Here is a 21,778-nt window from a genome sequence, read left to right on the forward strand (position 1 = left end):
CGGTTTTACAGGATGCCTCGGGGCATGCCAACCTTTCTCGCAACGCCCCGCTTCGTTGACCCATCAAGCGGTTTGGGGCATGCATGGTAGGCACAAAAGGATGGAATGTATGATAGCGCGGTGGCTGACGATTATCGGGATCGGTGAGGATGGATACAGTGGTCTCGGTCAGAATGCCCGTGATGCACTGGCACGGGCCGGAACGATTTTCGGCGGTAAGCGCCATCTGGATTTGCTGCCCAAAGGGCTGACCGGTGAACGCATTGCATGGCCCAGCCCATTCTCGGATGCGTACCCCATGCTCCTTGCCTCGCGCGGCCAGCCTGTCGCTGTGTTGGCCAGCGGCGATCCGATGCATTTCGGCATGGGCGCCACTCTGACGCGCTATGTCGCGGCTGATGAGATGCGAATAATTCCGGCTCCTTCATCATTCTCGCTGGCGGCCGCTGCAATGGGCTGGCCGATACAGGAAACACAACTGCTGAGTGTTCATGGCAGGCCAATCGAGACGCTGTTCAAGGCGTTCGCCCCTGGAGCAAAGTTGCTCATTCTCAGCAATGACGGCGGCACACCTTTACAGGTCGCGCAGATGCTGAGCGACGCTGGGTTCGGGTCAGCGCGATTGACTGTGCTGGAGCATCTGGCGGGTGCGGCGGAGCGGAGAATTGACGGGACTGCAACTACCTGGAACCATCCTCGCTGTGCTGATCTCAATGTGCTTGCTGTGGATTGCGGCAAAGCGATGCCACCAGCCCGGCTTTATCCTATGCTTGCCGGTTTGCCCGACGAAGCGTTCGAACATGACGGGCAATTGACCAAACGGGATGTCCGTGCCGTTACTCTGGCACATCTTGCGCCACTGCCGGGCGAGCTCTTGTGGGATGTCGGGGCGGGCTGCGGCTCGATCGGCATTGAGTGGATGCGCGCACACAACTCGTGCCGGACCTTGGCTATTGAAGCCAATGACAAGCGGCAAGATTTGATCCTGCGCAACACCCGGGCGCTAGGTGTGCCTGATCTGCAGATTGTTCGCGGTGAGGCACCGGCGGCTTTGCAAGGACTCGCAGAACCAGACGCAGTCTTCATCGGTGGCGGCGTGACCGATGAGGGGGTAATGCAGGCGTGCTGGGAAGGCCTCAAGCCAGGTGGGCGCCTGGTTGCCAATGCTGTGACAATTCAGAGTGAAATGGCAATCGTTGGCTGGCGCTCCGCCCATGGCGGCGAACTCACGAAGCTTGCTGTTTCGTACGCGCAACCTTTGGGCGGTTTCGATACGTGGCGTTCTGCTCTACCGGTCACCATTTACGCGGTTCGCAAGCCGATGTGATTGTCCGTTTAACGCAGAAAATATTGTGAATACTGGCCTTTTGCCTTCAATAGCGGAACCAACATCACAGTTTGAAGGTTGGTATTTTCTTGCCGGAAAGGAATCTCTCATGGAACTTGATCCTCAGAACGCGTTTTCCGCGATTCAAACTGGCATTCGCGAAGCAAGCGCCCTTGTAGTTGCTTACGCGTTCTCAGTGATCGGCGCGGTTCTGTTGCTGATTATCGGATTCGTCGTCGCAGGTCTCGTGGAGCGTTGGGTCTATGCCGGGCTTGGGCAAGTCGGCGGCTTCGACCTGACACTACGCCGCTTTTTTTCCAAGATCGCACGCTATGTGGTGCTCGGCCTTGTCGTGGTTATGGTGCTCGGTCAATTCGGCATCCAGACGGCCTCGGTTATTGCCGCCATCGGTGCAGTTGGCTTGGCAATCGGGCTGGCTTTACAAGGAACGCTGCAGAATATCGCAGCAGGCATCATGCTGTTGGCGCTCCGTCCCCTTCGCATTGGCGAATATGTGGAGGTGGGCAGCATAAGCGGGACAGTCGAAGAAATCGGACTCTTTGCGACGCGATTACGTGCGGCAGACGGCGTGTACATCCTTGCGCCAAATTCGACGCTTTGGACCTTACCCGTGAAAAACTTTACCCGAAACGGTATTCGTCGCAATGACATCACGGTTACTGTTTCCAATGAGGATGATTTGGACCAGGTCCAGAAATCCTTGATTGAACTGACTGAAACCGACAAGCGGGTAAAGAAAGACCCGGCTCCTTCAGCCTTTGTGGCCGAGTTGGGTGATGCGACCGCAGCAATAACATTGCGCTATTGGACTTCAGTCAACGAATATCAATCTGCCAAAGCCGATCTCAACAAAAGCGTGCGGGCTGCAATGGTAGCCAAAGCATAGTCGAATCGCAGTTTGCCAACAAACTAGACAATAACGCCTCATGACCCGGACATCAAAAAAGGGCCGCTTCGACTACAGATCGAAGCGGCCAAAACTTAGTATAGGGCATATCACAGTACGATATTGCATTTGCTTTGCAACTGCAAGTACCGCTTTCGAATGAGCACAACATGCACGCTTTCTGGACCGTTCTTTGATCGAAAAAATGCAGTGGAAAGCAGTATGGTGATCCCGACTGGATTCGAACCAGTGGCCTACAGATTAGGAATCTGTCGCTCTATCCTACTGAGCTACGGGACCAACTGACCTGACATACTGTTTTTCGCGGCGGTCGCCAAGTCTCAAGATGAGTGGAAATTTCCAGCAGTCCGGTGCCAATCAGGATGACGGGGGGAGAGCACTCTCAGCCAATTGCACCCAGTAACTGATGCCGTGCGGGATTGCGTCGTCGTTGAAATCATAGGACGGATTGTGCAGCGAGGCGCTTTCACCATTGCCTATGAAAATAAAGGCGCCTGGACGTGCTTCCAGCATGTAAGAGAAATCCTCGCCGGCCATCATGGGCGCGACTTCCTCGTTGACCGCGTCATTTCCAGCGACCTTGCGAGCCGTTTTGGCAGCGAAGTCCGTCTCGCGAGCATGGTTGAACGTTACTGGATAGTTGCGGGCATAATTGACAGTTGCGCTTGCACCCAAAGCTCCGGCAACGCCTTCAGCGACCTCCATCAGGCGCTTTTCGGCAAAATCGCGCATTTCTGGGCGCAAGGTGCGAACGGTGCCGGCGAGTTCAGCCCGTTGAGGAATGATGTTATGGGCATCACCGGCATGAAACTTAGTGACGGAGAGAACGACAGAATCAAGTGGGTCGGTACCGCGCGAGACGATGGTTTGCAGGGCATTGACCAATTGAGCGCCGATGACGACGGGGTCGATGGTCCGGTGCGGCTGCGCTGCATGGCCGCCGCGACCTTCGACAATGATGGTGAACTCGTCCGTTGCTGCCATGATCGGGCCCTTGCGAATGGCAAACTGACCAATGGGAAGTCCGGGAATATTGTGCATGCCATAGACTTCCGATACGGAGAAGCGCTCCATCAAGCCGTCCTTGACCATTTCACGGCCTCCGCCACCGCCTTCTTCCGCAGGCTGGAAGATAACCGCGATTGAACCACCAAAGTTGCGAGTTTCGGCCAGATATTGCGCGGCACCCAAGAGCATTGCGGTGTGGCCGTCATGTCCGCAGGCGTGCATTTTGCCGTCCGTACGGGATGCCCAGGGCTTGCCGGTAACTTCAGTGAGCGGCAGCGCATCCATATCAGAGCGCAAGCCCACAGTCGGCCCTTCGCCATGACGCCCGCGAATGATTCCCACGACACCGGTACGCCCAATGCCGGTCTCCACCTCGTCGCATCCGAATTCGCGCAGCTTTTCTGCAACGAACCGCGCTGTCTCGTGCACGTCGAACATTATTTCTGGATTCTGGTGCAGATGGTGCCTCCACGCGGAAACCTCGTCCTGCATTTCGATCGCGCGATTGAGCAAAGGCATTCGAGGGTAACTCCAAATCCAAATCTGACATTTCAGTGAACAGAATAAAGGTGTTTTGCCTTTTGCCCGCCACATAAGATAGATAAGGGCATTGCTGCCCGGTGTGAAGCGCGGCTTAATGCCTTTCCAGGTTGTTTACATAGACAGGTCGGATTTTCAGGAATGCGGAAAACTGTAGCACTCTTTCTTTCGGGTTGCGTGATATCGATGACCGCTGCATCGGCGGCCCTTGCCGGTGCGAACATTACAGTCGACGCCGGCAGCGGCGAAATCCTCTCGCAAGAGGACGCTTTCCAGCGCTGGTATCCCGCTTCTTTGACCAAATTGATGACCGTTTACGTGGTGTTCCGGATGATTGAGTCGGGTCAGATTACGTTGGATACGCCAATCAAGATCACTGCGCTTGCCGCCAAACAGCCTCCAAGCAAGATGGGCTACAAGGTCGGCTCCGAGCTGACGTTAGACAATGCGCTCAAGATCATGATGGTCAAGTCGGCCAATGATATCGCCATGGCAGTGGGCGAGACGCTGGGCGGTTCTTCCGACAAGTTTGCTGTGCTTATGAATGCCGAAGCCAAACGTCTCGGCATGACGGGTTCGCATTTCGTTAATCCAAACGGTCTTCACTCGGATGACCATTATACGACTGCGCGAGATCTCGCGATTCTGACACTGCAGCTGCGCCGTGAATTTCCGCAGTACGCGCATTATTTTGATATTGAAGCCATCGACTATGGCGGCAAGAAGCTTCAGCCCAATCTGAATGCGCTTATCGGCCGGTTTCAGGGTGCCGATGGCATGAAGACCGGATTTGTTTGCCCCTCGGGCTACAATCTGATCGGCTCTGCAACTCGCAATGGCAGGACGATCATCACTGTGGTTTTGGGCGAATTGAAGCTGACGACGCGGGCGACGAAGGCAGCGGAGCTTCTTGCCAAGGGCTTCGAGACCCAAGGCAGTGGCACAACAATCGATACATTGCAGCCCTATGGTGCACCCACACGCGACGTGGCTGTTAACATGCGGCCAAGTGTTTGTTCGAAGGAGGCATCGGGGTCCGATACCTGGGACGGCAAGGACCTCGAAGGGCACATCGTTCAGGGGTCACCTTATATGAAAAGGATGGAACATGAACCGGCAGTGGAAAAAGTTGCGCTGCTGCCGGCGAAGATCAATTCATTGGGGATGGAGTTGAACCGGGTTCCTGTTCCGATGCCGCGGCCAGATCGCTCGTCGCTGACGGATGCAAGCGAGGCCTTGAAGGCAGTGAACTGATGGCCGACGCTCCCATACCGGTCTCGGTACTAACCGGCTTTCTAGGGTCGGGAAAGACGACGTTGCTCAACCGGCTGCTGAAGGATCCGGCTCTCGCCGATACGGCAGTGATTATCAATGAATTCGGTGATGTGGGCATTGATCATCTGCTGGTCGAGAAAGCCAGCGACGGCATTATCGAGCTTTCCGATGGTTGCCTCTGCTGCACCGTGCGCGGAGAGCTGATTGATACGCTCTCGGATCTCATCGACCGATTGCAGACGGGCAAATTGCAACGATTGAAACGCGTTATCATCGAGACGACCGGGCTTGCCGATCCCGCACCGGTTCTGCATGCCGTCATGGGACATCCGGTGTTGTTGCAGGCCTTTCGCGTTGATGGCGTGATCACCACCGTCGACGCGATCAATGGCATGGCAACGCTCGACGCGCACGAGGAAGCGATAAAGCAGGCTGCTGTTGCTGATCGCATTGTTATAACCAAGACAGATTTGCGAGAAGCTCAAAATGAACTCCCGGCGCTGCGAGCAAGGCTTGCTGCGTTAAATCCAGGGGCCGACCTGATCGATGTCGCTAACCCGCGCACAGGATACGCGGCATTGTTCGAATGCGGTGTCTATAATCCAGAAACCAAGACCGTTGATGTTCAGCGCTGGCTAAAGGCGGAAGCCTACCGTGATCGCGGGCATGAACACGATCAGATCGATCATGGGCACCACCATGAGCATGGAGAACACCATCATCACGACATCAACAGGCACGACGCCAAGATCCGGTCATTCTCGCTGAAACACGATGCCCCGGTATCCCTGCACAGTTTCGACATGTTCCTCGACCTGTTGCGTTCGGCCCACGGTGAAAAATTGCTGCGCGTGAAGGGTATCGTGCAGTTGGAGGACGATCCGGAGCGGCCTCTCGTCATACACGGCGTACAGCAGATTTTTCATCCACCAGCGCGGCTGGCGGCGTGGCCAGATGGCGTTCGCGAAACGCGCCTGGTGTTGATCGTCAAGGATTTGCCGGAGAGCTATGTCAGCCAGCTCTTCAACGCATTTCTTGATCGGCCACAGGTCGATATGCCGGACCGTGCTGCGCTCTTTGACAACCCGTTGGCAATTTCCGGTGTGAAACTAGGCTAGTCAGCCGCATTCGATGTGGAATCGGTGGCCACCGTCGACGCTGAGCGTTTCGATCAGCCTATGACCCTCGGTCAGACAAAAATTAGGCATGTCGATGACAGCCAGCGGGTCGCTTGTTTCGACCCATAGGCGGCTGCCGGCGACCATATCGCCAAGCTTCCTGCGGGTCTTGAGCACCGGCAAGGGGCAATTCAAGCCGCGAAGATCATATATCTCGGCATTCATGATTGCTTTTTCCGGCATGATCACTTTTCTGGTCGCTAGTTGCCGATAATCTTCCACCAGGCCTTCTTCGCCGGCGCCGGCTGCTCGACGGCAGCAACAGGGGCTTCCGGTGCGATAGCGGCGGTGGTTTGAGGGGCAGGTGCGGATTGTTGCGGGGCTGCCGGAGGTGACGAAGCTGTCGGCGGGGCAAGGGTTATGGGTGCTGGCGCAGCCGAGGCCATGCTCTTTCCCATACGCGTTCTTTTAGAAGCGTCACGCTCCTCACGTGCCTTGTCCGCTGCGACGGCGGAAGCAAGCCGAACCATGACCTGTGGCTTGGTTGCAGAGTCCTTGTCCTGCGGCGAAAGAGACGGCGGTTCTTGCGTCACGCGCTCACCCCGAGCACGGCGAGCGCTCCAGTCAGCAATGATCTTGGCTTCTGCAATGCCCTGGATGGAGCGGCTGGGTGGTGTGATCTTGCCTTTGCCGACCATTGTAGAGAACGCCGTCTCGTAGCTGGTTTGATACGACTGATACGCCATTTTTAGCGATTCTGGCTGATCGGAAGGCGGGCAGGTTGCTGTCGCCGCAATCGGCGCATTGGGATCAGACGTGTGGTTGAAGACATATTTCTTTTCGCAGACATCCACCTTCGGCGGCACCTTGGTGATTTCGAAGTGGTCGTAACCTTCTTTCAGGTTCTTCCAGAAGGCGTAATTCGGATCATCCTTGTAGCGCGCCATATTGGCTGCGGTCATGCGGAAAGGATAGGCCTGAAGCTGGATAGATTCCTGACCGCCCTTAAACGCATCCCGGGCGAAAGCATAAATCTGTGCGACCTGTGCATCGGTCATTGAATAACAACCCGACGACGAGCACGCGCCATGGACCATCAAATTGGCACCGGTACGGCCGAGGGCGCGGTCCAATGCATTGGGAAAGCCAGTGTTGAATGAGAGGTAATAGCTTGATTTCGGATTCATCTGCGCCGGGCGAACTGCGTAGAATCCCTCGGGTGCCTGACGATCACCCTCGATGAACTTGGGGCCAAGCTTTCCGGACCATTTGCAAATCTGGTAGTTCGTGACCATGTCGTAACGGCCATTGTCCTTGCGTTTCCACACTTCAAGGACGTTTTCTTCCTTAAATATGCGAAACATGACGGGCGATGTAAGGCTCATGCCCTTCGCCTTCATGCTGCGGACGAGTTTCTCCGGCAACTGCGTTCCGGCACCATTAGGAGACAGGTCGTCGATCGACGAGTTTTGGCAACCCGCAATAAGCAGGGTTAGCATGAATGCCGCAAGGATATGTGCCAATGTCTTCATTATTGCAGCTGTTACCAGTTACTAATTGTGTCGCGAGGGCCCCTGAAACGTGCGGATCTCTGGGTCCGCCACATCATAAATGCATCTGGTATAGTTGATAAAGCCTTACTTCACTTCCGCAAAATTGCTCTATTGCACAATGTCACCTGCAACGAATGCAGGGCGGATTTATGGCAAAGCCCACTGCTCCCAATTTCCGTTACGAAGCCTTGGCCGGATTCGAACAAAAAAGGCGGCGCACCTGCACCGCCTTTTTTGAAATTTGCGACGAACGAATTAGCCGTTCAACGCGTCCTTCAGGGCCTTTGCAGGCTGGAAAGCAACTTTCTTCGACGCTGCGATTTTGATCGTTGCGCCCGTAGCAGGGTTACGGCCTTCGCGAGCGGCGCGCGACTGGACCTTGAACTTGCCAAAGCCTGGCAGCGAAACTTCATCGCCGGCTACGACGGAATCAGTGATACCCTTAAGAACGCTATCAACAATCGCCTTGGACTGAACTTTTGTAAGACCCTGATCAGCGACGAGCTTTTCAATGAGATCGGACGTATTCATTTTGGCGGTTTCCTCAGTATATTCGTTGATCGGAGGCGTCTGTATGGCACGCGATTCCCGCTCTGTCATCAGTAAGAACGCCCAAAAAGCGGGTTTATACCCAGTGTTTACAGGGTTTTTTTCAAAACCGGCTATGAAATTCAAGATTACGCTCTGGAGAGGCTCGCAAACCGCACCAAGTGATTCGCAGAGTGTGGGCTTCAATTAGGGCCGTTCAGCATGGAAAGGATCCATCATTTGCCAGATGGGTGGGTCGCCGATATGGCGCACAAGGTGGTCTACAAACGCTCTAACCTTGGCCGAGACATGCCGTGTAGGCGGATACACCGCATATATTTTGTAGGGAACTGGCGTCACATCAGGCAGCGCCGGAATGAGAGTACCCGCTCGCAGGGCGTCGGCGGCAATGAACATTGGAAGTAGGACCAGCCCCAGACCGGCAATTGCCATGTCGCGCATGGCTTCGCCATTATTGGCGACGATGCGGCCATGCATGGCCACCGAGATCGGGTCATTGGGAGAAGCCGGGTTTTCGAATTGCCATAGCTGGCTGGTATTGACGTTTGAGTAGTCGATGCAGGCGAAAGAGCTCAGTTCTTCGAGTCGCTTTGGCAAGCCATTGGCTGCGGCGAAAGCCGGGCTGCAGCAAATAACCCGGGCGTCCGTGCAAAGCTTGCGTGCAATAAGGCTTGAATCCTTGAGGATGCCGATACGGATGCCAACGTCATAACCACCACGCACCAGATCGACCATGCGGTCTTCAAATTCCACCGCGACTTCCAGATCAGGATATTGCCTGGCGAAGTCGGCAATCATCCGTCCAAGATAAAGAGTGCCGAATGACATCGGAGCGGCAATCCTCAAATTGCCCCTGATGGCGCTGTGTCGCTCACCAACGGTATCGGTGGCTTCAACGATCTCCCGAACCAAGGGCGTGATCCGCTCGACAAAGTCGCGGGCGTGGTCAGATGCGAGCAACTTACGTGGCGAGCGCTGAAACAGCTCTATACCCAGTGCACCTTCAAGATCGGAAATGCGCTTGCTTACCACCGATTTTGAAAGGTTGAGACGTGCAGCGGTCACCGTGATGCTGCGGGTTTCCATTACGTCAAGAAAAGTGAGAAGATCATCGAAGCGCCATTTCATTGTTTGGTTATAGTGGACTTTAGGCCGATTTAGAACGCCTGTGTCCTGCATTAGTTCGTTTTTGCCGAACACGGGTTGCAGAGATCCGCTCTTTATCGGCCGCTACACAACGCAGATATTTACACCAACGGCGATTATGCCCGAACGAACCAATTCAGGAGGCTTCGATGACCTTACAACTGACAGGTATTCATCATTTGACTGCCGTAACGGCGAATGCGCCGGAAAATCTGCGGTTCTATACGCAAACGCTTGGCCTGCGACTGGTCAAGAAAACCGTCAATCAAGACGACACCAGCGCCTATCACCTCTTCTATGCAGATGGAGAGGCAACGCCCGGCACCGATCTCACCTTCTTCGACTGGCCGGTTGGACCCGAAAGCCGCGGTACGCACAGCATTTCGCGTACGGGTTTGCGTGTGGGCAGCAAAGCAAGTCTGGTATGGTGGAAAGCTCGCTTTACCGAACTCGGCGTAAAGTCCGGTGATATTGCTGAAATCGGTGGCTATGACTCGCTTGATTTTGAAGATGGCGAAGGACAACGGTTCCGGCTCATCAATGATGGCGGCGCAGGAGCATCGCATCCGTGGGACAGGAGCCCTGTCCCGGCTGAGCATCAGATCCGCGGGCTCGGTCCAATCACCCTCAGCGTGCCCGATATTACCAACACCGAAGCGATCCTTCTTCATGTGATGAATATGCGCAAGGTCAACACTTACCCCTCTCCAGACGGTGCCGGGCATGTTCATGTGTTTGCTATGGGCGAGGGCGGTCCTGCTGCTGAATTGCACGTGGCCGTTCAACCGGATCTTCCGGCTGCAAGGCAGGGTGCCGGTGCTGTGCATCACGTCGCATTTCGCGCCCCGGACGTGCAGCAATTGCATGAATGGACCGAACGTTTGAACGAATTCCGGATGCCGTCAAGCGGTGAGGTAGAGCGCTACTACTTCCGCTCGCTGTACTTCCGCGAACCGAACGGCATTTTGTTCGAAATCGCCACAGATGGTCCGGGCTTCACGGTCGATGAGCCCTTGGAGACTCTCGGGGAGGGCTTGTCGTTGCCGCCATTCCTTGAAGGCAAGCGCGCTTCGATCGAAGCCGGGCTCAAGCCTCTGTCGTAACGAAATTGAACAGACCGGAGAAACTCCGGCCTGTTCCTTTATGGGGTCAACCATTGCTTAACCGCGTCAATGTCGTGCGGTCCGATTTCATGATCGGCGGATACTGCCTTGACGGTGATATCAGCTCCGGCGCCGCACAGTTCCGCCTCAAGCGCGGGCGCATGTGCTCCAAACAGATCGTGGTCGCCGGTGATTGCAAGAACTTTCGTCTCAAGAAGATCAGCCTTGGGCGTCTCTTCCAGCACTTTTGTTGCGCGCAACAAAACTGCATTGCGGACAATGCCCGGATGAAGTTGCATCATTGCCGCGATAATGTTCGCGCCATTGGAATAGCCGAGTAAAGTAGTCCGTTGGAGATTTAGGTCGTAGGCTTCAACCGCGCCCTCTATAAACGCGGCAAGTGCTTCGGCCTCCGAACGAATGTCCTTTTGATCAAAGCTCAGTGGTCCAAAGCGCCGGAACCAGCGGGCCGAACCCTCTTCCGTGCTGCGTCCGCGCAAACCAATCAAGGTGGCGTGCGGGGCAACCTTCGAGGCAAACGGCATAAGACTGGTCTCATTGCCTCCCGATCCATGCAGGAGGATCAGTGTTTGTCCAAAGGTGATCTCCGGCATGTAGACCCGGTGGATGAACGGCAGCTCGCGATAGATGAAACGCTCCTCTTTCGGCAAGCCAAATTGCGGCAGTATTACTTTCAGGTTTTCAGTTTCCTCGGCGAAATGCGGCGGGATGAACAGGCGGGTGCCAAGCTTCTCAGGCGTTTCGTCAATCAGCATGCCGGGGCCGTCGGTAGCCATTTCGAGCAGGGTGCCGCTAGGCTCGCGCACGTAGATCGAATGGAAATATTTCCGGTCATGCATTGCCGTTGCGGTCATTCCGCGTGCTACCAAGCGATCATACGTTGCCGTTACAGTGGGAATGTCCGCAGCGCGAAAAGCAATATGGTCTATGGTGCCGGTTCCGGGTGCCGAGCCCCAGAAGCCTGTTGCGTCGCGAACGTCGATGCAATCGCCGGACGCCGAAACCATTCTTGTAATCGTTTCGGTTTGCTCGCCTGAAATGTAAGAAAAATAATCTGCAAGGAATGTGCACGTTTCCTGCGGCTTTTCGGTCAGTATTGTCGCGCCGCGGATGCGTTTGATCGCATGAGATGCAGGAATGTCGCCACCGACCCAAAGATCGCCGCCCTCTACGGCATGAGTTCCCACGAGCTTCACGATCACGCCATCGGGATCATGTAAACGCAGCACCGGTTCGCCGAATTCCTGTGCTGGTCCTGAGGTAGCAATGTTGAATTGCAGGGCACGTGTCAGCCAGAAGCCGATGCTATCAGGGGCAATAGCGAGTGAGATTTCGCTTGGCTGCCCGTAGCCAACGCGACCCGGCGAACCATCTTCCCATACGAGAAAGGTAATCAGAGAACCTGGATTGCCTGATGCGTCTCCATAGAGGAGGTGGAGCTGGGTTGCGTCTTCATAACCGCCCGTGCGCTTGACGAGGCGCAGACCGAGGAAGCCGGCATAAAAATCGACATTTGCCTGAACCTTCCGTGTGATCAGGGTGATGTGGTGGATGCCGCCTGTCATGAGTATCTCCCGGCCTATCAATATTCGACTGTTACGGGGTAGCAAGCAGGGACGCAACGCTCGGAAAAGTATTTCCAAAAAACAACACCCACCGCGGGAGGAGCGGTGGGTGCTACTTGTAAAGATCAGCTGGGAGGAGACCGATCTTTAGACCATCCGTGACTTGGGAGGAACGTCCCGGAGGTTAATCGAATTCTACTACTGAGCAGAAGCAGCTTTCCTGGCGACGAAGGAGATATCGCCGCGGGAGATGCCAAGGTCATTCAGTTCACGTGCGGACAGGCGGTTCAGTTCCGTGACGGTATCACGATAGCGGCGCCAGTTATTGTAAGAGCGGATCAGGTTCATTTCACTCACCTTGTAGGTTCTTGTTTGTTTGATCATTTTTCGATCATGCTGCTCATATAGTAGACAGCCTGCCGAACTTGCAGTGACAAGTTTGCATAGCTGCTTTGCAACGAAATGATGGATCACCTCCGTGCGAAACGTCAGGCGCTGAAGGTCGATTTGACATTCTTGCCTGCTGATCAGGCTCGGACTTTCGCTTTGGACGTTCTCGCAGGCGAGCGACGTTGAGCGGAATGGTTTGCAGTTTTTTCCGCCAACACCTTGTCAGCCTTTTTGGCAGCGACTTCACATTGCTTGCGGAACTTCTCAACCTCTTCTTCTGTCAGATGCTCAATGCCGATAAAGGCGTTCTTAGCCTCGCTGACGCGTACCAACTCGTCGAGTTTTGCCTGAATCGCAACGCCATCGCGGTTTTGGGTATTCTGGATAAGGAAGACCATGAGAAATGTAATGATGGTCGTGCCCGTATTGATGATCAATTGCCATGTATCGGAAAAGCCAAAAATTGGGCCGGTCACCCCCCAAACGACAACGATCAAGCAACAGAGTATGAAGGTAAGCGGCTTGCCAGCAGCCAGTGCAACGTCGTTGGCGATCCGCGTAAACAATTTGCCAAACATGGTGTCGTCCTCCTGACAAGCAGCGAGGAGATAACTTGGTGCGGCGCGAAATGTTCCACGAGGCGCTGCAGGCTACCCAGGGTGGTTGGATCGGGAGACTGTGGGGAAATGGCGCGCCCGAAAGGATTCGAACCTCGGCGATTCGTAGTCTGGGAACTCTATCGTGCAGCAGTGCGCGCCACCATGCGAAGCACCCATCATTTGTTTGGCTCCCTCGACCATGGTGGATCGTAGACAACTTAGCTTCAATAGAAACCCGGAGACACAATGCGTGAATTATAATTCACGTATTGAATTATATTGACAAGGATTTTCTTTTAGGCTTGATTGCTCCCGACAGCATTTCGAGGAGGATTGCTGGACTTCACAACGAATAGTGGTGGCTTGCGAGGCACCACGAAACCAATGGGAGGGGCTTCGGCCTCGAGGAGGACACTTGCGCACTTTTTTAAGCACAACTGCCATGGCAGTCCTGGTCATGGCGTATTCCGCAGCCCCTGCCAAAGCTGCCGAAGAATCGCCGTTTCGCTGCGAGCCAGGCGAAAAATACGTCATGAACGTCATGGTTTCTGGCGTTGAATACTGGTTCCCTGTCTATGAAATGTTCAAGCAGGCGGGAAAGCAGCTCGGTTGCGAAACTGCCTATACCGGAACACCGGAATATGACGTCAACAAGCAGATCGCCAGCTTCGACCAGGCACTTGCGCAGAATCCTGCCGGCATTCTCGTTCACCCGATGAACTCGGATCCATTCATAGAGCCGATCAACCGGGCGATCGGTCAAGGCACGGCAGTTGTTACATTCGCGGCCGATTCGCCGCTTTCCAAGCGAATTTCCTTCATCACGTCCGACAATATACGCGAGGGCACCTATGCTGCCGACGCCATCGCCACGAAGCTCGGAGGCAAGGGCGAATATGCCGTCCTCGAGAATCCCGGGCAGGATAACCACGACAAGCGCGTCACGGCTTTTATCGACCGTATGAAGGCAAAGTGGCCCGACATGAAGCTCGTTGGCAGAGCAGCCTCAAACCAGGATCCGACGAAGGCCTATCAGGGCTTGATGAGTATCGTTCAGGCCAATCCTAATCTCGCGGCCGTCTTCATGCCGGAGGCGAACTCGGCCATCGGCGCCGCCCAGGCCAACAAGGAAAGCGGTGGCAAGATTCTCGTCATGTGTGCGGACGTCAACGCCAACATCCTTGACATGATCAAGGCCGGTGAAGTCTTCGGCTCGATCAACCCCAATCAGGGCATGCAGGGCTACATGGGCTTCATGCTGCTCTGGCTGGCCAAGCATCCGGAACTGATCGATCCCATGAACGACGCCAAGCGTGCAGGATTCAACCCGATGAGCATTCCCTTCGTGGACAACGGGCTTTCCATTGTCACCGCCGAGAATGCGGACGATTTCTTCTGGGACAAATACCTTAAGCGCCGTGGCACCAAAGGCATTGAGGAATAAGCCATTGCCGGCTATCCGGACGGCACGTCCGGGTAGCCACCTTGCGAAGCCAGTTGGAAGAGTGCGTCATGCGAAATCCGGTTCTGAATATCCGCAACGTCACAAAACATTTCGGTGCAGTGAAGGCGCTGACGAACGTGAGCTTCTCCCTTAGCCGTGGTGAGATTCATGCGCTTTGCGGTGAGAACGGCGCCGGCAAGTCAACGCTGATGAATATCATCGCAGGTGTTCTGCAACCGGATGAGGGAGAGATTGTGTTGGAAGGCAAGACGGTGAAGATCGGATCGCCTGCCGCTGCACAATCTTTAGGTCTGGGACTAGTCCACCAGGAAATCGCGCTTTGCCCGGACGCTAGCGTTGCGGAAAACATCTTCATGGCAACCACCAGCCGGCAGCGCTCGCTGCTGATGAACTACCGCAAGCTGGAACGCGAGGCACAAGACGTAATGAACCGGCTAGCGCCAATCGACGTTCGCCGCAAGGTGGGTGATCTGCCAATCTCCAGCCAACAGCTCGTGGAGATCGCCAAGGCGCTGACGCTCGACTGCCGTGTCCTCATTTTCGATGAGCCGACCGCCGCACTGACTGAAGCGGAAACGCGCATACTTTTTGAGATCATCCGCGGTTTGAAGACCAACGGGATATCGATCATTTATATCAGCCACCGCATGGCCGAGATATTCGACCTTTGCGACCGGGTGACTGTTCTGCGTGACGGCCACCATGTGTCGACAGAGCCCGTTGCCGATCTTAAGCCTGACGACGTTGTACGCCTTATGGTCGGGCGCGAGATTACGCAACTCTATCCCCCCAAGCAACCCGCCGGGGAGCGATCGCATGAGGTGGTTCTTTCGGTTCGCGCCCTTGGCGACGATCACCGTTTTGATTGTGTAAACATCGAGCTTATGAAGGGCGAAATCCTTGGCATCGGTGGTCTCATTGGCTCCGGCCGCACGGAAATCGCGGAAGGGATCTGCGGCTTGCGACCCATTACGAGCGGCGAAATCCTGATCCATGGCGAGCCGCAGGCGATAAGAAACTATGCGGACGCGGTGAACGCAGGTCTCGTTTATCTGTCGGAAGACCGCAAGGGCTCCGGCGTATTCCTGGACCTTTCGATCGCCCAGAATATCTCGGTTCTCAACCTGGACGCGCTTACCGGGCGCCTTGGGTTGATCGACGCCGGGGCAGAAGCAACGCTGGCCAGCGACTTCGCCAGGAAACTGAATATTCGCATGGGCAGTGTCGATGCACCGGTGTCCTCGCTCAGCGGCGGTAACCAGCAGAAGGTTGCGATTGCCAAACAGCTCGCTGTCCAGCCCAAGGTGATAGTGATGGACGAACCGACGCGTGGCATAGATGTTGGGGCGAAGTCCGAAATCCACACGCTGCTGCGCGAACTTGCCAGCTCCGGAATTGGCATCATCGTCATTTCTTCCGAACTCCCCGAACTGCTAGGGCTGTGTGACCGGGTGATTGTCATCCGCGAAGGCACGGTGGCTGGTGAACTGGATGCGGAAGCCATGAGCGAGGAAGCGGTTATCCGGCTCGCGTCCGGCGTCAATGCGCAAAATTTACAAAACCGGCTGGCATCAGAAGATGCCGCCTGAGAAAAGTTTGGGAGACGACAAAATGCTGGCTGAGACGATGGGGACAACGGCCGTGCGAGCCCCTTCCTGGAAAAGACTGGGCTCGATGCGGGAGGCAGGGCTGGTCGCAATCATTCTAGCACTTTGCATAGCCATGAGCTTTGCATCACCGCATTTTCTGACACTCGGAAACTTCCGCGCGATGCTGATGAGCTTTTCCGTGGAAGGCATCGTTGTCGTCGGGATGACGATCCTGCTTATTGTCGGCGGCATTGACCTTGCCGTCGGCTCCGTCGTCTGTTTCGCGATGGTCCTGTCGGGCTCGCTGTTCCTCGCGGGGCTCGATCCATGGAGCGCTTCGCTCATCGGCATTCTCGCAAGCGCGCTTATTGGCGCCGTCATGGGTTTTTTCGTCACCGTAGTCGGGCTCAATCACTTTATCACGTCGCTCGCCGGCATGGTCATCGTGCGCGGCCTGTGCCTTATCATCACCAAGGGAACGCCGCTCTCCCTCTTTACCCTGCCTCCCGCGTTCAAGGCCGTTGGGCAGGGCAGTTTCCACGGTCTGCCCTATGTCATCATCATCTTCGTCGCCGTTGTCGTGCTGTTCGACTTCCTGCTCAGGCGTGCAACGGCGCTGCGCAAGGTTTTCTATACGGGCAGTAACGAGAAAGCCGCGCTCTATTCCGGCATCAGGACAAACTATGTGAAATTCTGGGTGACCGTGCTCTGCTCGACGCTCGCGGGTTTTGCCGGTGTCATCTACATGTCGCGTTTTGGCGCTGCTACGCCGACGTTCGGTGTCGGGATGGAGCTCAACATTATCGCCGCTGCGGTCATTGGTGGCGCATCACTCAATGGCGGGTCGGGGACGATACTTGGTGCCATTCTTGGGATAGCATTGCTGTCGGTAGTGACCAGTTCTCTGGTCCTGCTTAATGTATCGGTCTACTGGCAGGACATGATAAAGGGGTGCATTCTGCTTGGTGCCGTCTCAATCGATCATTTTCTGCACAAGCGGAAGGCTTCCTGACATGACGATCGTCAGACTAAACACAAAACCGTCCTCGGCGCCCCGCGAAGAAATCGTTATTGCGCGGCAAATGCATCAGGCCTTGGTGCTGCATTTCCTGGAGGGTCTCACGCAGGCCCAGATCGCCGACCAGCTCGGAGTTTCGCAACCGACTGTGAACCGCCTGATCAAGCGTGGCCGGCAGCTTGGTCTCGTGGAGATCAAGATCAAATCCCCGGTCGAGCCATTGATTGATCTGGAGGAGCGGTTGCTGGCGCTCGGCGGGATTAATCGGGCTGTTGTCGTACCAACGGTTTCCGACAATCCGCAGACCGCGCTTCAGGCCGTTGGCGAGGCTGCGGCGCGCCTGCTTCTCGATGAAATCGCCGATGGTGACACGATCTGCATCACCGGCGGCAAGGGCGTCAGTGCCGTGGTTGCGGGACTGCATGCACAACGTTCATTCAATGTCGAAGTTGTTCCAGCCACGGGATGCGTTCAGGGCAAGCATTACACCGACGTGAACCATGTTTCGACATCCATGGCGGACAAACTCGGCGGACGCGCCTATCAAATTCATGCGCCGCTCTTTGCCGACAGCGCTGCAGAACGTGCGATGCTGATCAACATGCGCTCGGTAGCAGATGTATTCAAACGGGCACGGGAGGCGAAGGTGGCACTTGTTGGCATCGGGTCGATCCTGACCGACGATTCAAGCTATTATGATTTGCATCCATCCTCCAGTACCGACAGGCTCTCGATAGAGCAGTCCGGCGCGAGCTGCGAGCTCCTAGCGCATCTGCTTGACGATCGAGGCCAGGTTTGCGGCTACAGCCTCAATGATTCTCTTGTGTCGCTGACGTTGCGGGAATTCGCCTTGATCCCAAGCAAGATCGGTGTTGCGAGCGGACCCAACAAGGCACGGCCAATCCTCAGCATCATGCGTGGCAACCATCTGGATACGCTGGTTACAGATGAAGCGACTGGACAGCGTATTCTGGATATTGCGGCGGCTGAAGGAGCCTTGGCATGAGTGGTGATCAATTGGCGCGTTCGATAGGCAGGTCAGGCGTGCAAGCCTCTGCGGTCGGGCTTGGGACGTGGGCCATCGGTGGCTGGATGTGGGGCGGGACCGACGAAAAGCAGTCAATCGCGGCAATTCACGCATCTCTCGACGCGGGGGTCACTCTGATCGATACGGCACCCGCTTACGGGCTGGGACGGTCTGAGGAGATCGTGGGTAAAGCCCTTCAAGGGCGGCGGGACAAAGCGGTCATTGCCACAAAATGCGGTCTCGTTTGGCACACAGGAAAAGGCAGGCACTTCTTTGACCAGGATGGAAAGCCCGTCCACCGCTACCTTGGACGCGACGCTATTTTCCACGAGGTCGAAGCAAGCCTGACCCGGCTGGGTACGGATTACATCGATCTTTACATCACCCATTGGCAGGACCCCACGAACCCGATCGAGGAAACCGTCCGGGCGCTGGAGGATCTACGCAGTTCAGGCAAGATCCGGGCAATTGGAGCAAGCAATCTCAGTCCGGCCGAACTGGACGCCTACATCGCAACCGGCTCGCTTGATGCTATCCAGGAAAAGTTCAGCATGATTGACCGGGAGATCGGGAAGGACCTCCTGCCTATGGCCCGGCAGAACGACGTTTCGACCTTGAGCTATTCGTCCCTGGCGCTGGGACTGCTCTCGGGAACGATCGATCCGGACCGCACATTTTCCGGCGATGATCAGCGCAAAGACAATCCGCGTTTTTCGGTCAACAACAGGTCAAAGGCCCGCGAGTTCGCTGAAGCAATTCAGCCGGTAGCCAGCAGGCATGATGCCAGCATTGCACAGACGGTGATCGCCTGGACGCTGGCGCAGGAAGGCGTGACGTTTGCGTTGTGCGGTGCGCGCAATCCGGAACAGGCGCTGGAGAATGCAAAAGCCGGAGCGATCCGGCTCGGCAAAGAAGACCTTTCGGCCATTGACGCGGCCATCGCAGTGAAACTTGCAGATATGGACAGGTAACGGGCTGCATCATGAATCGTGAAGAGATATTCGACGGGCTTCGCCGGAGTCCGAAGGTGGACGTGTGTGTCATGGGCGGCGGCGTCAACGGGATCAGTGTATTCCGTGAGCTTGCCCTTCAGGGTCTCAACGTACTGCTTGTGGAGAAGAGCGATTATTGTTCCGGTGCCAGTTCCGCCTTGTCTCGGATGGTGCATGGCGGCCTGCGTTATCTTGAAAACGGCGAGTTCAATCTGGTGAGGGAATCGCTTGTCGAGCGCGATCGGCTATTGAGAAATGCGCCGCATCTTATCGCGCCTCTGCCAACCATGGTTCCTGTTTTCGACGTCTTCTCAGGTCTTGCAAATGGCGTAGTTCGCTTCCTTGGCCTCGGCCGCAAACCCAGCCGCCGTGGCGCTATCGCCATCAAGGCAGGGCTGAGCATCTATGATTTTCTGACACGCAAGCGTGCCCTGATGCCTCGGCATCGATTTCGCGGACGGCGGGGAACACTTGCCAAATGGCCCAAACTCAATCCGGCGATAAAGAGTTCGGCAACCTACTACGATGCATGGGTCAGGCAGCCGGAACGCATCGGAATCGAATTGCTGCAGGATGGGCTGTCCGCGGGACCGGGCGCACGTGCCCTCAACTATGCTGAGCTCCGAAGCAACGGGATCGGTGGTTTTATTGTGCAGGACTTTGTTGGCGGCACGACGACGGCTATCGAACCGGCACTCATCATCAATGCGACGGGTGGCTGGATCGATATCGCGAATGCCCGCCTGTTCTCGCCGGAAACTCTGCCGGCTCCGCTGATGGGCGGAACCAAAGGCTCGCACCTGATTATCGACAATGCCGAACTCTCCAAAGCTCTCGATGGCCATATGATCTACTACGAGAATGAGGATGGCCGTGTCTGCATTCTGTTTCCTTATCTCGGCAAGGTTCTGGTTGGTTCCACCGATATTCGGATCGATGACCCGGCAACTGTTGTCTGCACCCCGGATGAACGGGACTATATCCTACAATCGCTCGCCTTCGTGTTGCCTGATATTCAAATCCGGCCGGAGGAAATCGTCTATCAGTTCTCCGGTGTCAGGCCGCTTCCCGCCAGCAAGGACAAGTTCACCGGGCGTATCCCGCGCGATCATTTTTGCACGTTCATCGAATCTGATGGCGTTCCTGCGGTGCTATGCATGATTGGCGGCAAATGGACGACGTTTCGCTCCTTTGGAGAACTCGCTGCGGACATGGCATTAGGTCGCCTGCAGAGAACCCGTCATCTGACGACGGCGGACCGTCCCATTGGCGGCGGGCGCGCTTTCCCGGCGGATACCGGAGACTGGATAGCGCGCACGTCTTCCGCAACGGGCCTTGCGCCAGCACGCATAATCGAGCTTTTCGAACGATATGGAACAGCCGCCGCCCCGATTGCCGGCTTCATAGCCAGTGGAGCGGACGAACCCGTGCCGGTCGCCGGTTACTCCACTCGCGAGATGCTGTTCCTCATACGCCATGAATGCGTCGAACATCTCGATGATCTCCTGCTGAGACGAACAACGCTCGCTATCAGCGGACAGTTGTCGCTCGATATGACGAATGTGGCCCTTGAGCTCATCGCAGATGAAAAGCACTGGTCACCGGCACTCAAGGCTGCCGAACGGTCTCGGTTCCTCGATCTTCTCGCCGTCCGCCATGGAGTCGGCCTGGAAACACTTACAGCACGCAATGAACAAGGAGTACGATATGCGAAACAACCGAAAGGTCCGGATGAACCGACTGTTCGGCAACGGGCGCTGCCTCGACGTGGCGATCGATCACGGCGTGTGCAATGAACCAACTTTCCTGGATGGTCTTGAGGATATGGAAGGTGTGGTCGGGACGCTGGTTGCCGCGGCTCCGGATGCGATCCAGATGAACTATGGTCAGGCCGATCTTCTCCAGAACGTGGCAGGCAAGGAAAAGCCGGCTCTCGTCATGCGCATCGACATGGGCAACCCCTATAATCCCGTCCGCCATCGCGACATGTGGGCTGTTCTGCAAAATCAGGCCGATCCGCTGGTCGGTTCTATCGAACTCGACGCTGCCTGCGTGGTGGTCAACCTGTTTATGCTGCCGGACGAGCCTGACCTGTTTCGTCAGTGCGTCGAAAACATTTCGCGTGTGCGTGCCGATTGCGAAAAATATGGCATGCCGTTGATGATTGAACCCCTCGTCATGCAGCCGGTTACCGAACGCGGGGGCTATATGGTAGATGGCGACGCGGACAAGATCGTCACGCTGACCCGGCTTGCCCGCGAGATGGGCGCGGATATCGTCAAGGCGGATCCCACGACCAACGCAGAGGATTTTCACCGGGTAGTCGAGGCAGCGCGGTGCCCGGTACTGGTGCGGGGCGGCGGAAAGGAAGATTTGCGGGCCGTCTTCGATAAATCGGCAGCCTTGATGCGGCAGGGCGCGATGGGCATGGTTTACGGCCGCAACATCTACCAGCACTCCAACCCGGGTGCCGTGGTGCGCGGACTCATGGCAATCATCCATGACGATGCCAGTGGCGAGGACGCCTACGCGCGCTATCAGCAAGGCTGAGAATGAATAAGGACC

General features: G+C 56.0%; 19 protein-coding genes, 1 tRNA gene and 1 pseudogene. 12 read left to right on the forward strand and 9 right to left on the reverse strand.

Annotated elements, in window-relative coordinates:
* The first annotated feature begins 112 nt into the window (after nt 1–112).
* Together cbiE and PHA01_RS16035 are read left to right on the forward strand one after the other, a co-directional pair.
* Nucleotides 113–1,327 carry a precorrin-6y C5,15-methyltransferase (decarboxylating) subunit CbiE gene (gene cbiE, locus PHA01_RS16030; RefSeq protein ID WP_271897394.1) on the forward strand — a complete coding sequence of 405 codons (1,215 nt, stop codon included), beginning with the start codon at nt 113–115 and terminating at the stop codon, nt 1,325–1,327.
* A gap of 109 nt (nt 1,328–1,436) precedes the next feature.
* The gene (locus PHA01_RS16035) at nt 1,437–2,234 is read left to right on the forward strand and encodes a mechanosensitive ion channel family protein (RefSeq protein WP_271897164.1); all 798 of its coding nucleotides are present in this window, start codon (nt 1,437–1,439) and stop codon (nt 2,232–2,234) included.
* A gap of 223 nt (nt 2,235–2,457) precedes the next feature.
* Here the strand turns inward: PHA01_RS16035 and PHA01_RS16040 are convergent.
* Together PHA01_RS16040 and PHA01_RS16045 are read right to left on the reverse strand one after the other, a co-directional pair.
* Nucleotides 2,458–2,534: transfer RNA gene (locus tag PHA01_RS16040), tRNA-Arg, on the reverse strand.
* Between the two features lie 78 nt (nt 2,535–2,612).
* Nucleotides 2,613–3,782 (reverse strand): M20 aminoacylase family protein, encoded by a 1,170-nt coding sequence (locus PHA01_RS16045; RefSeq protein ID WP_271897166.1) that lies wholly within the window; start codon nt 3,780–3,782, stop codon nt 2,613–2,615.
* Between the two features lie 162 nt (nt 3,783–3,944).
* Between PHA01_RS16045 and PHA01_RS16050 the strand changes: the two genes are divergently transcribed.
* Both PHA01_RS16050 and PHA01_RS16055 read left to right on the forward strand, forming a co-directional pair.
* On the forward strand, nt 3,945–5,057 hold the full coding sequence (locus tag PHA01_RS16050; protein WP_271897168.1) for a D-alanyl-D-alanine carboxypeptidase family protein: 1,113 nt from the start codon (nt 3,945–3,947) through the stop codon (nt 5,055–5,057).
* Nucleotides 5,057–6,196, forward strand: coding sequence for a CobW family GTP-binding protein (locus PHA01_RS16055; protein ID WP_271897170.1), 1,140 nt, complete (start codon nt 5,057–5,059; stop codon nt 6,194–6,196). Before PHA01_RS16050 ends, PHA01_RS16055 begins: the two co-directional genes overlap by 1 nt.
* On the opposite strand, the gene PHA01_RS16060 is transcribed toward PHA01_RS16055, so the two are convergent.
* The 4 genes from PHA01_RS16060 to PHA01_RS16075 form a co-directional block, all read right to left on the reverse strand.
* The gene (locus PHA01_RS16060) at nt 6,197–6,481 is read right to left on the reverse strand and encodes a sulfurtransferase TusA family protein (protein WP_417020979.1); all 285 of its coding nucleotides are present in this window, start codon (nt 6,479–6,481) and stop codon (nt 6,197–6,199) included. It lies immediately after the preceding gene.
* The gene (locus tag PHA01_RS16065; RefSeq protein ID WP_271897175.1) at nt 6,457–7,728 is read right to left on the reverse strand and encodes a hypothetical protein; all 1,272 of its coding nucleotides are present in this window, start codon (nt 7,726–7,728) and stop codon (nt 6,457–6,459) included. Before PHA01_RS16065 ends, PHA01_RS16060 begins: the two co-directional genes overlap by 25 nt.
* A gap of 276 nt (nt 7,729–8,004) precedes the next feature.
* Nucleotides 8,005–8,280: an HU family DNA-binding protein gene (locus PHA01_RS16070; RefSeq protein WP_099997835.1), complete on the reverse strand. Its 276-nt coding sequence runs from the start codon at nt 8,278–8,280 to the stop codon at nt 8,005–8,007.
* A 204-nt stretch (nt 8,281–8,484) separates the two neighbouring features.
* Complete coding sequence (locus tag PHA01_RS16075; RefSeq protein WP_271897180.1) at nt 8,485–9,426, reverse strand: LysR family transcriptional regulator; 942 nt, start codon at nt 9,424–9,426, stop codon at nt 8,485–8,487.
* A gap of 167 nt (nt 9,427–9,593) precedes the next feature.
* Between PHA01_RS16075 and PHA01_RS16080 the strand changes: the two genes are divergently transcribed.
* Nucleotides 9,594–10,547 (forward strand): ring-cleaving dioxygenase, encoded by a 954-nt coding sequence (locus PHA01_RS16080; RefSeq protein ID WP_271897181.1) that lies wholly within the window; start codon nt 9,594–9,596, stop codon nt 10,545–10,547.
* Between the two features lie 38 nt (nt 10,548–10,585).
* Here the strand turns inward: PHA01_RS16080 and PHA01_RS16085 are convergent, their stop codons facing one another.
* The 3 genes from PHA01_RS16085 to PHA01_RS16095 all read right to left on the reverse strand — a co-directional run bounded on the left by PHA01_RS16085 (nt 10,586) and on the right by PHA01_RS16095 (nt 13,101).
* Nucleotides 10,586–12,133 (reverse strand): VOC family protein, encoded by a 1,548-nt coding sequence (locus PHA01_RS16085; RefSeq protein ID WP_271897183.1) that lies wholly within the window; start codon nt 12,131–12,133, stop codon nt 10,586–10,588.
* Between the two features lie 198 nt (nt 12,134–12,331).
* Entirely contained in the window at nt 12,332–12,481 is a 150-nt protein-coding gene (locus PHA01_RS16090; RefSeq protein WP_112524174.1) for a DUF1127 domain-containing protein, read from the reverse strand.
* 179 nt (nt 12,482–12,660) lie between these two features.
* The gene (locus PHA01_RS16095; protein ID WP_271897185.1) at nt 12,661–13,101 is read right to left on the reverse strand and encodes a low affinity iron permease family protein; all 441 of its coding nucleotides are present in this window, start codon (nt 13,099–13,101) and stop codon (nt 12,661–12,663) included.
* Between the two features lie 436 nt (nt 13,102–13,537).
* On the opposite strand from PHA01_RS16095, the gene PHA01_RS16100 reads away from it, so the two are divergent.
* The 7 genes and pseudogenes from PHA01_RS16100 (at nt 13,538) to PHA01_RS16130 (ending at nt 21,763) form a co-directional block, all read left to right on the forward strand.
* Complete coding sequence (locus tag PHA01_RS16100) at nt 13,538–14,566, forward strand: substrate-binding domain-containing protein (protein WP_224510994.1); 1,029 nt, start codon at nt 13,538–13,540, stop codon at nt 14,564–14,566.
* Nucleotides 14,567–14,634: 68 nt separating this feature from the next.
* Nucleotides 14,635–16,176: a sugar ABC transporter ATP-binding protein gene (locus PHA01_RS16105; protein ID WP_271897188.1), complete on the forward strand. Its 1,542-nt coding sequence runs from the start codon at nt 14,635–14,637 to the stop codon at nt 16,174–16,176.
* Between the two features lie 22 nt (nt 16,177–16,198).
* Entirely contained in the window at nt 16,199–17,188 is a 990-nt protein-coding gene (locus PHA01_RS16110; protein WP_271897190.1) for an ABC transporter permease, read from the forward strand.
* A 1-nt stretch (nt 17,189) separates the two neighbouring features.
* Complete coding sequence (locus PHA01_RS16115) at nt 17,190–18,200, forward strand: sugar-binding transcriptional regulator (RefSeq protein ID WP_271897192.1); 1,011 nt, start codon at nt 17,190–17,192, stop codon at nt 18,198–18,200.
* Entirely contained in the window at nt 18,197–19,192 is a 996-nt protein-coding gene (locus PHA01_RS16120) for an aldo/keto reductase (protein ID WP_271897193.1), read from the forward strand. The genes PHA01_RS16115 and PHA01_RS16120 overlap by 4 nt, the downstream gene beginning before the upstream one ends.
* 11 nt (nt 19,193–19,203) lie before the next feature.
* Nucleotides 19,204–20,948: pseudogene (locus PHA01_RS16125) on the forward strand (glycerol-3-phosphate dehydrogenase/oxidase).
* Entirely contained in the window at nt 20,921–21,763 is an 843-nt protein-coding gene (locus PHA01_RS16130; protein ID WP_271897195.1) for a class I fructose-bisphosphate aldolase, read from the forward strand. The pseudogene PHA01_RS16125 and the gene PHA01_RS16130 overlap by 28 nt, the downstream one beginning before the upstream one ends.
* Nucleotides 21,764–21,778: the final 15 nt, after the last annotated feature.

This window comes from Candidatus Phyllobacterium onerii (assembly GCF_028331445.1).
Lineage (GTDB): Bacteria > Pseudomonadota > Alphaproteobacteria > Rhizobiales > Rhizobiaceae > Phyllobacterium > Phyllobacterium onerii.